Genomic DNA, 14283 nt, shown 5'->3' on the forward strand with positions numbered 1-14283 from the left:
CTATTTTACATTGGAACTACTAAGATCTCGCCAAAAGGCTCTTCTTGGATTATCTCAACCCTCCCCATATTCTCAAGGAACAAGAGATATAGAAAAGTTCTCGCTATTATCTTTGGCTCAACATCAGGAACTAAGTCCCAGAACTTTATTGGTGTTCCTGTTTTTTCGTAGATTTTCTTAACAACCTTGTAAAGCTCTTCAACGTATTTTTCGATGTCCACTCTAAAGTCATCAATAACAAATATCTCCTCATCAATCTCGACTTTCTTCTTTTTCTTTGGTTTTCTCCTCTCAGCTTCTTCCAATGCCTCCATTAGAGCGTCAATTAAGTCATCCAAGGTATAGTATCTCTCAACCCTCCTTAATGGTGGAACTAAGGGATCTACCTCCACCCTTATTCTTTCCTCTTCCTTTTCTTCTTGCTCCCTAGAGTCTTCATTTAGCAAAGCCTCACTTTTCATCCTAACTAGTATTGCAGCAGCTAAAATTGCCCTCGCTGAAATTCTCAAGTCTAGCTCCTGCATCTCCCTAAGCATTTTAATGTACTTTTCAGTTAGATCGACAATATCGATATTCCATGGATCAACTTTTCCCATCTTAACAAGCTGAAGCAAAATGTCTACAGGAGTAACCTCAATTTCCATGTTCCCACCCTTGCTTCTTTCTTATCTCCTCAAGTATCTTCATTGCCTTCTCCAGGCTTAGAGAGACCACCTTGCTCACTCCATCTCTCATGCTTACACCTATTATCTTGTCTGCATTTGCCATCATTACATCTCTTAGCGTTATTACTATGAACTGGCTCTCCTTTGATGACTCTTTTATCAAGTCTGCAACCCTCTTGACGTTTGCATCATCTAAATGAGCATCTATCTCATCGAAGAGATAAAATGGAGCAGGCTTAAATTTCTGAATTGCAAACACAAAGGCCAATGCCGTTAAAGCTTTTTCCCCACCACTCATAGCTTCAATTCTCTTGACATCTTTTCCGGCTGGCTTGGCCTCTATTTCTAACCCTCCGGAGAAAGGATCCTCTGGATTTTCCAATATTAGTCTAGCTGATCCACCTGGGGAAAGCTTTGCAAATATCTCTGAGAAATTCCTCGAGATTGCCTCAAAAGTCCTCATAAAGACATTTTTCTTTTCTTTTTCGATTTCATTTATGAACTCTATTATGCTCTCCTTTTCTGCTTCTAACTTTTCTCTCTTGCTCTTAAGCTCTAGATACCTTCTCTCAACGATCTCAAAATCCTCAATAGCTTTCATGTTAACAGGCTCTAGAGACCTTATCTCCTCCTCCATCTTCTCAATTTCCTTCTTAACCTTCTCTAAGTCGAGAGGAATTTCCTTTATCGACTTAATGAGGTTTTTATCATAGTGCGTAAGTTGATACTTCTTTTCTTCCAGCTGGGCGTTCAGTTGAGCATCTCTTACTTTTAACGTGTTAGCTTCAATCTCGAGCTCTTGAAGCTTGCGTTGAAGCACTTCTTTTTTCTCTCTAAGCTTTGATATATCTTCTTCGAGCTTTTTCCGCTTTTCTCTCAATGTTCTAATCTCACCCTTAATGTTTTCTTCTATGGACTTCAATTTTTCAAGCTCCTTGTTCAGAAGTTCTAAAGCCTTCTCATTTTCAGATATGTTGTTCTTAAGGGCATTTATCTTGTTAACTAATCCTTCAATTTCCTCCTCTAATGAAGCTTTTCTTGGAAGTAACTCCTCATTGAGCCTAGACTCTAGACTTTCTATTCTACTTTCAATTCTGCTAAGTTCTTCCTTGAGAGAGGAAATTTCTCCATCGATTATTCTTATCTTTTCCATTAGCTCTCTAGCTTCTGGATTTTCTAGGGCTTTCTTAAGTTTCTCTTTCTTCCTTTCAAGCCTCTGAATTCTACCCCGTAACTTAGCTAGCTCACTTTTCTCATTTTCAATTTTCTGCTCAATTTCTTGTATTTTCCTCTCAGATTCTTCAATTTCTTCCTTTACTGCATTCTCCTCTTCCAACAACCTGTTTAGGTCTTTGCTAGCAAGTTCAAGCTCCTTTTTCTCATCACTAAGCTTTATTCTCAACTCAAAGCTTGCATTTTCTAAACTCCTAAGTTCGATTTTTAGGGAATTTAATTCTCCCTCCAAAGCTTCTTTCCTCCTCCTTAGAGATTCCACTTTTTCCCTAAGTTTCGTTGTATCTACTGCAAGGCCTCTCGCTCTAAAATGTCCTCCTGTTATTGCGCCACTTCTTTCATAGAGCTCTCCTTCAATTGTTACCATTCTAACCTTTCCTATGTGAGGTCTAGCTTCCTCCATAGAGTTGACTATAACTGTATCTCCAAGAGCAAACTTTACAGCATTCTCTATTTTTTGATCATACTCAATAACATCAACAGCTGGTAATCCTACGGAAGAATCAACGTGTTTAGGTTTTATCTTGTTAAGAGGGAGAAAAGTCAATCTACCTAGCTTATGCTCCTTCAAGTATTTTATCGCCTTTTCAGCCACGAGCTCATCTTCAACAACTACATTGTCTGCTCTATTTCCCAGGGCAACTTCGATTGCGAGGGCATAAGCTTCGTCTTTGACCTTTATTAACTCGGCGAGTGTTCCATAGATCCCGCCAATCCCAGAACGCTTTAACTCCTCGGCAGCCCTATTTCCTCTCACTTCTCTTTGGGCCTCAGCAGCTATTAATTCTCTCTCTGAGGATTCTAACTCTTTCGAAACTTTTTCTAATTCATTACTCTTTGCCTCAATTTCCTTTTCAACTTTAATCCTTTTGGCCTGTATTGTTGAGAGCTTTCCTTCTATTTCACTAATTTCTGCCCTTTTATCTTCAACAACTGCTTTAAATTCATTAATTTTTTCCTTAATTCCTGGAAGTTTTGCTCTTAGGAACAATATTCTAGAGTGGAGCTTTTCTTTTTCTTCTTGGAGTCTCCTTATATTCCCTTCGATTTCGTACATCTTTCTCGTTGTTTCCTCTAGTTCCTTAACAACTGAGTCAAACTCTTCTCTTGCAGCTCCAAAAGTTTTATCAATTTCCCCAAGCTTAACTACGAGAACGTTTCTTTCCTCCTCTTTCTTTTTGATTTCATTTATCAGAGCATCTCTCCTCTTTTTCCATCTTGTTATAGCTCCTTTTGATTTCTCTATTTCTGATAGAACTTTTCTAAGTTCCTCCTTAGTTTTCGCAAGCCTTCTTTGAGCATCCTCCAGTTCCTCTTTTGCAACCTCAATGTTCCTCTTTGTCAATTCAATTTTTGATGTAACTTCTCCAATTTTCTTAGTTATTTGAATTGCCTCTTCCCCGCTTTCTTTCTCAATTCTTTCTTCAATTTCTCTTAGAACTTTTACTTTTTCAACAATTTCTTTTCCAATTTTTTCTATCTCTTTTTCGATTTTCTGAATTTCCTCTTCTATTTCAGCCCTTCTCTTTTCCCCTTCTTTTATTTGAGTTTCTAGTATCTTTATTTCACCCAGGAGAAGAGAAACTTTAGCTTTCTCAAGCTTATCTTTTAAATCTAGATATCTAAGCGCGTCATTTCTTTCCTTTTCAAGCTTGTCAAGTTGCTTCTTTACTTCTTTGATCAGGAGATCCACCCTAGCTAAATTTTCCTCAGCTTGCTTTAATTCCTCTAAAGCTTTCTCTTTCTTAGAATCATACTCAGCAATTCCAGATATGTCATCTATAAGGAGTCTCCTCTCTAAAGGACTCATCTTAATGAACTTCGTTATATCTCCCTGGAGAACTATATTATAACCATCTGGGGATATCATGGCAGCGGTCAAAATATCAAGAATTTCACTTCTTGTAGCTCTTCTCCCATTTAACCAGTAAGAACTCCTACCGTCGGGGTAAACCCTCCTTCTAATCACCACTTCATCTTCATCAATTGGAAAGCCTCTATCCTCGTTGTTAAAATATATTGCAACTTCAGCATACTTAGCTGGGGGTTCATTTTTACTTCCAGCAAATATGAGATCACTGATTCTACTGGCCCTCATGGCCTTTGCTGATAACCCTCCCAGTACAAAGAGAATAGCATCTCCAATGTTGCTCTTTCCAGATCCATTAGCTCCTACTATTGCCGTGAATCCTTTTGAAAAGGGTATTACCACTTTCTTGTTCCCATAAGATTTGAATCCCTTTAGTTCAAGCTTCTCTATGTAGGGCATTATTGTACACCTATACTGGTATGCGAGTAGAGAAGTATATAACTTCTTTCCCCTAATGTTGAAGGGTGGTTTCATGTACAAGGGATTAGCTATAATCTTTGGATTTCTATTTCTGGGAGAATTAATAGAAAGCTTAGGAATTCCAGTTCCTGGGAGCGTTCTTGGAATGCTATTATTGACAATTGCGTTGATAACGGGAATTATAGAAATTAGAGATGTAGAAAAAGAAGCAGAATTCCTTGTGAAAAACATGAGCATAATGTTTATCCCCCCAGGAGTTGGGATTATCCTATACTTAGATCTCCTAAAGGAAAACATTGTGGCAATAGTAACTGCCCTCATTTTCAGCTTTCTGATAACTCTGTGGGCAACAGGAAAGGTTGTGGAGGTGCTTAGAAGATGAACACATTTGGAATATTTCTCACAATCTCAGCATATACATTTTTCTCCTGGGCATATTCCAAGAAGAAAACTCCAATATTAAACCCAGTTCTCCTCTCAATACTTCTAATCGCTCTCATTCTTAAAGTTGGGAATATTAGCTACGAGAAATATATGGAATCAGCGAGATTTCTGAGCTTTTTACTAGGACCAGCTGTTGTAAGTTTAGCTATCCCCCTATATAAGCAAATCAATATTGTGAAAGAATATAAGAAGGAGATTGCAACTGGGATCATCACGGGTGGAACTACGGCAATTCTTTCAGCTGTATATATCTTGAAAGCTTTTAATAGCCCAGAAATTCTCCAGAGAACTATTGCCCCAAAAAGCGTGACAACGGCAATTGCAATGGGGGTTAGTGAAAAGATTGGTGGAATTCCAGAACTAACAGCAGTTCTAGTAATCTTAACGGGAATTCTTGGAAATGCCCTTGCTCCAGAGTTACTTGACTTCTTCAAGATCAAAGATAGGGTGGCGAGAGGACTAGCTACGGGAGTTTCTTCTCATGGCCTCGGCACCGCAAGAATAATACTTGAAGATGAGTTATCCGGAGCAGTAAGTGGACTAGCTATGGCTCTCAACGGTGTTTACACGGCCTTCCTGCTTCCTTTAATAATAGAACTAATAGTGTGATTGGAGATGATGAAAGAATACGTAGCACCACTAATCCTACTTCCTCTTTCCTTTATCCCAATTTTGGCTAGAACCTTCTACTTCTGGGTAGTCTTAGTCGTCATTTTTTACCTTATAATTCCAACAATAATTTATCAACTTCTGGGGATAACTCCTAGAGAAGTTGGCTTTAGGACTCCAAATAGCTTGAGATCCACTGAATTACTTCTGGTTTTTGCATTCTTGCTGGGTTTTGCTGGACTAGCAATTCCTGAAATGAGAAATTATTATCCAATATTCTCTTACTCAAGTGCACTGGACTTTGCTTTGAAGGAAATCCTTATAGGAGTAGTTATGTTTGCCCACGAAGCATTTTTTAGGGGATTTTTACTGTTCCCTATTGCAAAGAAATCTCCAACAATTGGTATTATTTTCCAAGATATCCCATACACAATCATCCATGTAGGAAAACCCACTATAGAGATCCCATATTCATTTATCGCGGGCATAATATTTGCAAAAATAGATTTAAAAGAGGAAAGTATAGTACCAAGCTTTTTAGTTCACTGGATTGGTTCACTTTTCTTTGACATTCTCTGCTCAATCACTTGAGCATTCCTTCCACCTTCTCTACAAAGGCTATGCTTCTCTTCACGTCTGCGAAGTATTCCCTAGCCTTTTCAACGTGCTCTTTCTCAACCCTCTTTCCTCCAGCAATTATGCTAGCTGGAGCCAGTAGTTGCACTGCATATCTAAGGCTCGTCTGCTCACCCAGCTCTGCTAGATATTCGAGAGCCTCTTCGCTAAGCTCTATCTTCTCTTCTCTTGCTCTTATCTTTACAATCTCCCTTATCTCTTCCTTCTTGTATGGTTCGGTATTTATTATGAGTAATCTGTCAAGCATGTCAAGTGGAATTCCATGTGGAGACTCTATGTCAGTTCCTCTTATCTTTGTCATACCCCTGTTCGTAGCTAAGATTAGGATCGGAGCAAGCTCACTTTCCATGGCTCTAGCCAAGAATGAGAATGCTTCAATATCTAACATGTGACATTCATCAATGAAGAGCACTCCTGGGACCAAAGTTGCCTTTCCTTCCTCAACCCACTGTTTAACTGTTTGATCTACTCTCTCCCTTATCTCGTCGTTAATTTCCATTCTACCTCCAAAGAGAAGGCTAAATATTCCACCAGCTCTTGCATTAACAACATCCAAATCGTGAAGAGTAACAGTATATGTAAATTCCTTAATCTTCAATACTGGACCAGTGGGCATCTCAACTTTCTTTCGGAAGAAGAGCCCTTCTTCCTCTTTAGTAGTCCCAATTCTTGAAACTCTTCCAGTTTCAGCATCAATTTGAATAACATCTCCCTCTTCAATACCCATCTCAAGTATTTGATATGCTATCTCTCTTCCTGCCCTTATGGTCTTTGAGTCGTCCTTTGTTTTTAGAGTTAGGACTACACTTTCCGGAATTTCTATGTAAGGATTGAAGGGATGCCTTGTTCTTCTTATTTCAATCTTTTCTACTTTTCCTTCGTATACTTTCCTTTCCTCACTTATTCTCACACCTATGGCCCTTCTCAAAGCTTGCTTGAGGAATTCTGTCTTTTTCATCTCTGCTGAATATATTTCACTCCCGCTTATTTGAACAAATGGAACGTCTTCACCAAGCTCTCTCGCGATACCCATTGCAATTGCGGTTTTTCCACTCCCTGTTGGACCTACTAAGAGAATTCCCTTTCCAGCTAGTTTACCTTGTTTAATCAATTTTACCGCTATTCCCGCCGCTTCTCTCGCCTTTACTTGACCAACCATTCCATCTCCAATGAACTTTGCCTTACCATTCTCATCTAGTCCAAGGCCCTTTATGTGGGAGTGCATTCCTACTCTCTCAAACTTCACGGTTGGAATCTCTTCTATTACTGGCATCTACTCACCTCCTCAGAATTTTTGTTCCATTTTGTTATTAAAATATGCAAATTAAAAAATTGACGGTAGAAGAAATCATCTCCCAAGCATTTTATGAGCCCTAGCCAAATGTTTGGCGGCAATTGCGGCCAGAAGAGAGAGCTCACCAGCCAAAACCGCACCAGCAACTATCTCCGCAAATTTCTTAGCATTCATCCCTGGAGGATCTCCTCCTCCAGCAACCCCCATAATTTCTAGAGCTTCTCTTTGAGGAGGTACTCTAGTCCCACCTCCAACCGTCCCTATTTCTAGGCTCGGCATTGTTATGCTTATGTATAGATCTCCATCTTCAGTGACTTCAGCGAGGGTTATTCCATGTGCACCTTCCGTAATTTGAGCCTCATCCTGACCTGTGGCTAGGAATATCGCCCCTACAATGTTGGCAAAGTGAGCGTTAAAACCGTAGGAACCTGCTTGGGCCGAACCCACTAAGTTCTTTAGGTAGTTTACTTCAGCGATAAGCTCTGGAGTGGTCTTTAGCTTTTTCTTAACAATCTCTCTAGGAACTACAGCTTCAGCAATAATGGTCTTTCCTCTTCCCAGGATGAAGTTTAAGGCGTTTGGCTTCTTATCTACGCACAGATTACCAGAAAGAGCCAAATATTTTACATCGGGGAATTCTTCTTCTATTACTTTCATTATCTCTTCGCTCGCTATTGTAACCATGTTCATTCCCATGGCATCTCCAGTTTCGAATTCAAATCTTAAGTATAAGTTTCTCCCAACGATAAAAGGCTTTACCCCCCTAAGCTTTCCGTGACGAGTAACCTTACTAACAGCTTTTTCTTGGAGGTAATCCAGATTATTCTTGACCCATTCAGCTACTTCTCTCGCCCTTCTGGCGTTTGGACATTTCAATAGAGGAGCTCTAGTCATCTTGTCATCTATTAGGGTTGTGTAAACTCCACCAGCCTCTGTTAGAGCAGAACAACCTCTGTTTACTGAAGCAACCAAGGCCCCTTCAGTTGTGGCTAGGGGAATGTAAAACTCACCTTTTGCATATTCACCATTAATCTTTAGAGGACCCGCAATACCCATGGGTATTTGAACGACACCTATCATGTTTTCAATGTTCCTTCCAATAACTTCGTTTGGATCAATTGAGTAGTGGCCAATGTGCTTTAGCTGTATTCCAAGTTTTTTCTCCAAGGCTCTCCTTCTTATCTCAGTTGCAAGCCTTTTATCCCCATTCACATAGTTTTCTACTTGATGAAACTTGATCTCTCCCCTAGCAACTTTCTCTATAATCTCCTCTATTTCCATCATAGCACCCCCTAACTAAGGAGAAGACTCAGATGATCCAAAAATCCACTCTTCAGTTATCTGTCCACACTCTTTAAAAGCTATAGCGGCCTCACTCCTGGGCTTATATACTATAACTGGAATTCCAGCATTTACAGACTCTGGCACTGCCTCATCAAATGGAATAACTCCAAGAACGGGAACTCCTATCTCCTCTTCAATAACTTCAACTATCTTGTCTATAACATCTGCAGCTTCTCTAACCTTGTTGAGCACTACACCCACTTTTAACCCAAATTTATCCCCCAGAGCCTTAAGCTTTAGAACTTCATTTTCCACCATAACTTCAAAGGAGTAAATAGGAGACCTCTCAACTTCCACTACAATAATTTGGTAGTTTGAAATTTCAAACGCTGGAAGGGTATCGAAGGGAACTCCTGTTGGAGAATCTAAAAATATAAGGGGATACTTATACTTGAGATCCTCCAACACGTCTCTCAACCTTTGAGCTGAGACTCCTATCACATCCTCAAGCCTAGGACTTCCAGGCATTACGTAAACTCCAGTCTCTCTATGTCGATAAATTGCCCATTCCGGATCAATATTGGGATCTTTGACTACTGAATGAATGGTGTATTTTACATTGTCTAAAGCGAAGTGAAGCCCTAAATTTGGAAGATACAAATCTCCATCCACCGCCAATACTCTATATCCTCGCTGAGCGAAATAAGTACTCAAGTTAGCAGTCGTTGTGGTCTTTCCTGCTCCTCCTCTTCCAGTGACAACTATTATTGACATAGCTTAACCTCTCCTGCCAAAGTTGTTCAAAGCTAAATTATCTTGATTAAAGGCAAGCATATAAGATTTTTGTCTAAAAAACAAGGGGAAGCTTTTCCACAAAAATCTTATAAATTACAACTTTCCTTTTATCGTTTAGATACAAATTGTAATTGGGATGATGCATGAGTGAGCTAAGAAGGAAAATATGGAGCCTAGCATGGCCAGCAATAGCTGGGAACATAAGTCAAACATTGCTCAACCTAGTCGATATGATGATTGTAGGTCATGTCAGCGCTATTGCCTTGGGAGCTGTTGGACTAGGAGGACAGATTAGTTGGTTCATGTTTCCAATAATGATCGCTGTTTCCACTGGAACTTTAGCTATAGTAGCTAGAAGGGTTGGGGAAGGAAAACTTGAAGAGGCTTCAAGGGTAGCAGAGCAAAGTATGTACTTAGCTTTTCTTCTTGGTATTCCAGTAATGCTTTTCGGAATTTTCTTTGGAGATGAAATTCTAAGAATCATGGGTGCCAAAGGAGAAGTTCTCGAGATTGGATACGAATATCTAAAAGTGTTATTCCTATTCTATCCAATTAGATTTGTGGGGTTTGTATTTTTCTCAGCTCTTAGGGGAGCGGGAGATACAAAGACCCCAATGAAACTCAATATTCTAATGAACGTCTTAAACGGCGTGTTTGATTATCTTTTAGTTTTTGGAAAACTTGGATTTCCCAGGCTTGGCCCAGTAGGCGCCGCCTGGGCTTCAGGAATAGGAATTACAGTCTCGTTTTTAATTGGAATGTTGTTGTTTTTGAATGGCAAACTCGTCATTAAGCCTGTGATAGAGTGGAGGTTGCATCTTGATATAGTTGAAAAGATATTGAGAATCGGCACTCCCGCTTTACTTGAGAGAGGGCTATTTAGCTTCTACAACTTCCTTTACATGGCTATAGTCACAAGGTTCGGAGAAATAGCATTATCGGCTCATCAAATTGGGCTGAGAGTGGAGAGCATAGCATACATGCCAGCATTTGGATTTAGTATCGCAACTTCTGCCCTAGTAGGACAGAGCTTAGGAGCTAAAAAGCCTGATGAAGCTGAAAAGATAGTTAAAGAGTCTCTAAAGATGACAACGATCTTTATGAGCGTAATGGCTTTTGTGTTGATGGCATTCCCAAGTATCCTAGTTAGGCCATTTCTATCCCCGACAGACCCTTACTATGAGGAGGTTAAGAGACTAGCAGTTATATACCTCATAATAGTTGGGATAAGCGAAATACCTTTGGGAGTAATCTTCGTGTTGAGTGGAGCCCTTAGGGGAGCTGGAGACACAAAGAGTCCCCTATATGTAACAGCAATTAGCAAACTTCTCTTTAGAATTATGCCCTCCTATATTCTGGGATTTGGAGTTTCACTTCCAAGTCTAGGCTTGGAATTCAAAGGGTTGGGAGTAATTGCCGCCTGGATAGGAATGAGCCTTGAAACATTTATTTCAGCCGGGCTGTTCTGGATAGTATTTAGAAAAGGAAGATGGAAAAAGATAAAGATTTAGGTGCTACTCCTTAGCTCTTTAATAATCTCCATTAGCTCATCCACGTCCCTAACTTTATTGAGAATGTCTTTAGGAATTATTGGAACTTTCCCAACAACTTCCGTTTTCTTTTCATTTAGAACAAATACACCCTCACTTTCTACGAATTCTGCTATTTGGTTAACTAATCTTACCCTCCTAATTGTCGAGGGGGTCTTTTTCTCATCAATTCCAGTGAGTAGATTAACCTCTTCATCTTCCTCTTTTGTGACTGCATTAAAGGGAGCCCTCTTTATTTTTACAACACTCATCCCAAGTCTTTCTAACCTATCAAACACCTCTTTCTCCAATTCATTTTCTGGAGGGGATGACAATGTTACTTTCTCGATTTTTGCCTTAAATATATCTATTGGCTTTACCAATGGCTCGTCGAAGATTTCTTCAAGCCTTATTGCCACATCTATACTTACCATGCCCTCCCCCTTTTCATACCTTTGAACGCTCTTTCTCGATACTCCAAGCATTTCTGCAAGTTCGGTTGTAGAGTATCCATATTTTTCCCTAAGCTCTCTTAGCCTCTCCCCATCAATTCTAACGAAGAATCCTCCCCTCTCAGCCATTACAAGAGGATATTCAGTTCCTGCCAATATGGAAAACAAGGTCTCTGGGTTAACAGCATATATTCCGAACCTCTCATAAACAACTCCATCTTCCAATTCTATGTTTTTAGTTCTTAACCCTACTAAAAGAGCTGAGGCTCTAAAGAGTTTTGCCAACCTCTTTAAATCCTCAGCTTGTTCCTCTGTGAATTTGTCAATATTCACCAACGTCTTTATAAATAGCAAGAGAATTTGCCTGGTAGCAACTAAGTCAAAGCATCCTCCCCTAAACGACACTCTGGCAGTTTTAAACCCTATACTATTCAACATCTTTTCAACTACTGTCGTAAGTTGCTCTTTGTCCATCATTTAAAGATTAGGAAGAAAAGTTTATAAAATCTATCTAACACTGAGTTGCGCTCTTCGAAATGTCTCTAAGGGAAACAGGATAAGAAAGTCTGATATTTAGGAATGCATGCTCAGTTAACCATGCTTTTATCTCTTCAGCTACTTTTCTACCCTCTCTAATTGCTGTTCCTATATTCCTGGGAGATATAACGTCTCCAGCGAAAAATATTCCAGCATTTTTGAGAATATCCTCATTCGAACATAGAACTTCTTTTATAGGATTTGTGGGGATTTGACCTATTGCAAATATAATGACATCTGCAGGGATAGTTCTTTTCTCTTCTGTTGTAATCACAGATCCTCTAACTACCTTTGTTTTAGCAAATTCAACTTCTCTAACATTTTCATCTCCAAAAATCCTTACAGGAGTTACATATTCAAGGAACTTAACTCCCTCTTTTATAAGTTTTTTAAACTCATTTTTTGCGTATGAATCCTGTAGACTCCTTCTATATGCAATCGTTACTGATTTTGCCCCCAGCAACTTTGCTTCTTTAGCAACGTCAACTGCAGTATAACCTGCACCAATTACTACAACCCTCTTTCCCTCGAAGGAAGGCATTTTTGTTTGAGGTAGATATCCAATTCTAGCTAAGTTTATCCTTAAAAGAAGTTGAAGAGCATTTTCAACACCTTTAAGCTCTTTCCCTGGAATATCTAAAATTCTGGGCCGCCATGCTCCAGTGGCAATTAAGATTGCGTCATATTCCTTCATAAGTTTCTCTAAAGACACGAACCTCTCAGCAAATTCATCTCCAAGCTCCTTTGGAGAATCATACACAACCTTTGTTCTCATATGAAACACTACTCCAAGCTCCTCAATTTCTTTAACTGCCTGTCTTACTTTACTTATTGGAATTCTCCACTCAGGAATACCAAAGGCCACCATTCCTCCAGGTTCAGGCATTTTGTCATATACATGAACATCAAACCCATCACAAGCTAGTGAGCATGCTGCCGATAATCCTGCTGGACCTGCTCCTATTATAGCTACTCTGAGTGGTTTAACTCTGCTATCTTTTTTCTCCCCACAAAAACAAAACTTCATCTCGCTCACCCTCTTTTCCATAAGAAACCTAGCTAATTTAGGTTATCCAAATTACAATAGTCAATTTGACAAATATATATAGTGATCATCCATCTAATTTCATTCTCTCTAAGACAATTTAAAATAAATTTCAGTCAAAAGTTGACAAATTCTCACGTTTGTGTAATAAAAATGACCACATAGGAACGTTTTAATAGGGGAGTACACTAATGTCAATCGTATGAACATTTTAATAACAGCTTCTTCAAGAGGAATAGGCTTCAATGTGGCCAAGGAACTCCTCAAAAAAGGACACAGAGTAGTAATATCGTCTAGCAATGAAAAAAATTTAGAAAAAGCCCTAGAAGAGCTAAAAGAATATGAAAAAGTCTATCCGATTAAAGCAGATCTCTCAAAAAAAGAAGAAATTAAAAACATGGTAGAAAAGGCCTGGGAAATTTTAGGAAAAATAGATGTCCTTGTTTGGAATGCCCCTAATGTAAAGTGTGAACCCTGCATGATTCACGAATTAGATTATGAAGATTGGGTAGAAGGAGCCTTGCTTCACATAATTGCCCCAGGCTACCTAACAACTCTTCTCCTTAATAAATGGTTGAAAAATAACACAAGAGGGATAATAATCTACTTAAGTTCTGCTTCAGTTTTAGAGCCAATGCCTCCCCTCCTTCTCGCAGACAGTACTAGGGCAGGATTAATTCAGCTTGCTAAAGGAATATCTAGGGCCTATGGAAAGAGAGGAATAAGGGCATACACAGTACTACTTGGGAGCTTTGATACCCCAGGAGCTAGAGAAAACCTAAGAAGACTAGCAGAAAAAAGGGGTGTTGATCCAGAAGAGCTATGGAAAAAGGAAGTTATTGAAAGAACTCCTCTTCAAAGAACTGGAAAATGGGAAGAACTAGGAGAATTAATAGAATTCTTACTTAGCGATAACGCCGAATATATGCTAGGCTCTACAATTCTCTTTGATGGAGCAATGACTAGGAGCGTTCTTCTTTAATTTTCTCTACAACCCTTATCTCCTCTATTTTAGTATAGGGATATTGGCCTTTCTCATCTTTTTCTACAGCCTTTACCATGTCCCAAATCGTTAAGAGAGCCACAGAAACCCCTGTTAAAGCTTCCATCTCTACTCCAGTCTTGTAAATAGCTCTAACCTCACATGTAACTTCAATGTAGTCTTCGCCAAAGTCAAAGGTTATATCAACCCCAGTTAATGGAATTGGATGACAAAGAGGTATTATGTCAAAGGTCTTCTTCACAGCTAATATTCCAGCAATTTGAGCAGCTGCTAGAACGTTTCCCTTCTCAATTTTTCCCTCTCTAATGAGCTTTATAGTTTCAGGCTTAAGTTTAATTCGACCCTTTGCTATGGCTCTCCTATACATATCCTTCTTATGTCCAACTTCTACCATCTTAACTCCTTTTTCATCTACATGAGTTAGCTTCATCTTTAACCCCCTGGGATATTATTTTTAAGCATCCCTT

Annotated in this window: 13 protein-coding genes; 5 read left to right on the forward strand and 8 right to left on the reverse strand. The window is 39.3% G+C overall.

From position 1 onward, the window contains the following. Positions 1-5: 5 nt before the first annotated feature. Complete coding sequence (locus ACMFNG_RS01805; protein ID WP_011012982.1) at positions 6-644, reverse strand: segregation and condensation protein A; 639 nt, start codon at positions 642-644, stop codon at positions 6-8. Continuing rightward, positions 634-4167, reverse strand: a complete 3534-nt coding sequence (gene smc / locus ACMFNG_RS01810) for a chromosome segregation protein SMC (protein WP_014835559.1) — start codon at positions 4165-4167, stop codon at positions 634-636. Before smc ends, ACMFNG_RS01805 begins: the two co-directional genes overlap by 11 nt. A gap of 73 nt (positions 4168-4240) precedes the next feature. Between smc and ACMFNG_RS01815 the strand changes: the two genes are divergently transcribed. From ACMFNG_RS01815 to mrtA, 3 genes are read left to right on the forward strand one after another with little or no spacing between them, the layout of a single operon-like run. After that, positions 4241-4570 carry a CidA/LrgA family protein gene (locus ACMFNG_RS01815; protein ID WP_014835558.1) on the forward strand — a complete coding sequence of 110 codons (330 nt, stop codon included), beginning with the start codon at positions 4241-4243 and terminating at the stop codon, positions 4568-4570. Beyond that, positions 4567-5241 carry a CidB/LrgB family autolysis modulator gene (locus tag ACMFNG_RS01820; RefSeq protein ID WP_011012985.1) on the forward strand — a complete coding sequence of 225 codons (675 nt, stop codon included), beginning with the start codon at positions 4567-4569 and terminating at the stop codon, positions 5239-5241. Before ACMFNG_RS01815 ends, ACMFNG_RS01820 begins: the two co-directional genes overlap by 4 nt. Positions 5242-5247: 6 nt before the next feature. Beyond that, the gene (gene mrtA, locus ACMFNG_RS01825; protein ID WP_011012986.1) at positions 5248-5832 is read left to right on the forward strand and encodes a CPBP family archaeomyxosortase MrtA; all 585 of its coding nucleotides are present in this window, start codon (positions 5248-5250) and stop codon (positions 5830-5832) included. Here mrtA and ACMFNG_RS01830 read toward each other — a convergent pair. From ACMFNG_RS01830 to ACMFNG_RS01840, 3 genes are all read right to left on the reverse strand, one after another. Next, entirely contained in the window at positions 5825-7150 is a 1326-nt protein-coding gene (locus ACMFNG_RS01830; protein ID WP_011012987.1) for a RuvB-like helicase, read from the reverse strand. The two genes, mrtA and ACMFNG_RS01830, sit on opposite strands and share 8 nt — an antisense overlap. A gap of 75 nt (positions 7151-7225) precedes the next feature. Next, a complete protein-coding gene (gene hmgA / locus ACMFNG_RS01835; protein WP_011012988.1) occupies positions 7226-8452 on the reverse strand; it encodes a hydroxymethylglutaryl-CoA reductase (NADPH) in 1227 nt (408 codons plus the stop codon). Between the two features lie 15 nt (positions 8453-8467). After that, on the reverse strand, positions 8468-9229 hold the full coding sequence (locus tag ACMFNG_RS01840) for a MinD/ParA family ATP-binding protein (RefSeq protein WP_011012989.1): 762 nt from the start codon (positions 9227-9229) through the stop codon (positions 8468-8470). Between the two features lie 164 nt (positions 9230-9393). On the opposite strand from ACMFNG_RS01840, the gene ACMFNG_RS01845 reads away from it, so the two are divergent. Further along, on the forward strand, positions 9394-10761 hold the full coding sequence (locus ACMFNG_RS01845; protein ID WP_430515190.1) for an MATE family efflux transporter: 1368 nt from the start codon (positions 9394-9396) through the stop codon (positions 10759-10761). Here ACMFNG_RS01845 and ACMFNG_RS01850 read toward each other — a convergent pair. Both ACMFNG_RS01850 and ACMFNG_RS01855 read right to left on the reverse strand, forming a co-directional pair. Next, positions 10758-11708: a transcriptional regulator gene (locus ACMFNG_RS01850; RefSeq protein WP_011012991.1), complete on the reverse strand. Its 951-nt coding sequence runs from the start codon at positions 11706-11708 to the stop codon at positions 10758-10760. The genes ACMFNG_RS01845 and ACMFNG_RS01850 overlap by 4 nt on opposite strands. A gap of 34 nt (positions 11709-11742) precedes the next feature. Continuing rightward, the gene (locus ACMFNG_RS01855) at positions 11743-12795 is read right to left on the reverse strand and encodes an FAD-dependent oxidoreductase (RefSeq protein WP_014835555.1); all 1053 of its coding nucleotides are present in this window, start codon (positions 12793-12795) and stop codon (positions 11743-11745) included. Between the two features lie 220 nt (positions 12796-13015). On the opposite strand from ACMFNG_RS01855, the gene ACMFNG_RS01860 reads away from it, so the two are divergent. Continuing rightward, positions 13016-13795, forward strand: a complete 780-nt coding sequence (locus tag ACMFNG_RS01860) for an SDR family oxidoreductase (RefSeq protein WP_011012993.1) — start codon at positions 13016-13018, stop codon at positions 13793-13795. Here ACMFNG_RS01860 and moaC read toward each other — a convergent pair. Beyond that, positions 13776-14246, reverse strand: a complete 471-nt coding sequence (moaC, locus tag ACMFNG_RS01865) for a cyclic pyranopterin monophosphate synthase MoaC (protein ID WP_011012994.1) — start codon at positions 14244-14246, stop codon at positions 13776-13778. The two genes, ACMFNG_RS01860 and moaC, sit on opposite strands and share 20 nt — an antisense overlap. Positions 14247-14283: the final 37 nt, after the last annotated feature.

Source organism: Pyrococcus woesei (genome assembly GCF_050496105.1).
Classification (GTDB): domain Archaea; phylum Methanobacteriota_B; class Thermococci; order Thermococcales; family Thermococcaceae; genus Pyrococcus; species Pyrococcus furiosus.

Bases quoted from the DNA above. Each gene is read 5' to 3' on its own strand.
- ACMFNG_RS01815 (WP_014835558.1), top strand. From the start codon at position 4,241: ATGTACAAGGGATTAGCTATAATCTTTGGATTTCTATTTCTGGGAGAA.
- ACMFNG_RS01855 (WP_014835555.1), bottom strand. From the start codon at position 12,795: ATGAAGTTTTGTTTTTGTGGGGAGAAAAAAGATAGCAGAGTTAAACCA.
- mrtA (WP_011012986.1), top strand. From the start codon at position 5,248: ATGATGAAAGAATACGTAGCACCACTAATCCTACTTCCTCTTTCCTTT.
- ACMFNG_RS01830 (WP_011012987.1), bottom strand. From the start codon at position 7,150: ATGCCAGTAATAGAAGAGATTCCAACCGTGAAGTTTGAGAGAGTAGGA.
- ACMFNG_RS01820 (WP_011012985.1), top strand. From the start codon at position 4,567: ATGAACACATTTGGAATATTTCTCACAATCTCAGCATATACATTTTTC.
- ACMFNG_RS01860 (WP_011012993.1), top strand. From the start codon at position 13,016: ATGAACATTTTAATAACAGCTTCTTCAAGAGGAATAGGCTTCAATGTG.
- ACMFNG_RS01805 (WP_011012982.1), bottom strand. From the start codon at position 644: ATGGAAATTGAGGTTACTCCTGTAGACATTTTGCTTCAGCTTGTTAAG.
- smc (WP_014835559.1), bottom strand. From the start codon at position 4,167: ATGCCCTACATAGAGAAGCTTGAACTAAAGGGATTCAAATCTTATGGG.
- ACMFNG_RS01845 (WP_430515190.1), top strand. From the start codon at position 9,394: ATGAGTGAGCTAAGAAGGAAAATATGGAGCCTAGCATGGCCAGCAATA.
- ACMFNG_RS01850 (WP_011012991.1), bottom strand. From the start codon at position 11,708: ATGATGGACAAAGAGCAACTTACGACAGTAGTTGAAAAGATGTTGAAT.
- ACMFNG_RS01840 (WP_011012989.1), bottom strand. From the start codon at position 9,229: ATGTCAATAATAGTTGTCACTGGAAGAGGAGGAGCAGGAAAGACCACA.
- moaC (WP_011012994.1), bottom strand. From the start codon at position 14,246: ATGAAGCTAACTCATGTAGATGAAAAAGGAGTTAAGATGGTAGAAGTT.
- hmgA (WP_011012988.1), bottom strand. From the start codon at position 8,452: ATGGAAATAGAGGAGATTATAGAGAAAGTTGCTAGGGGAGAGATCAAG.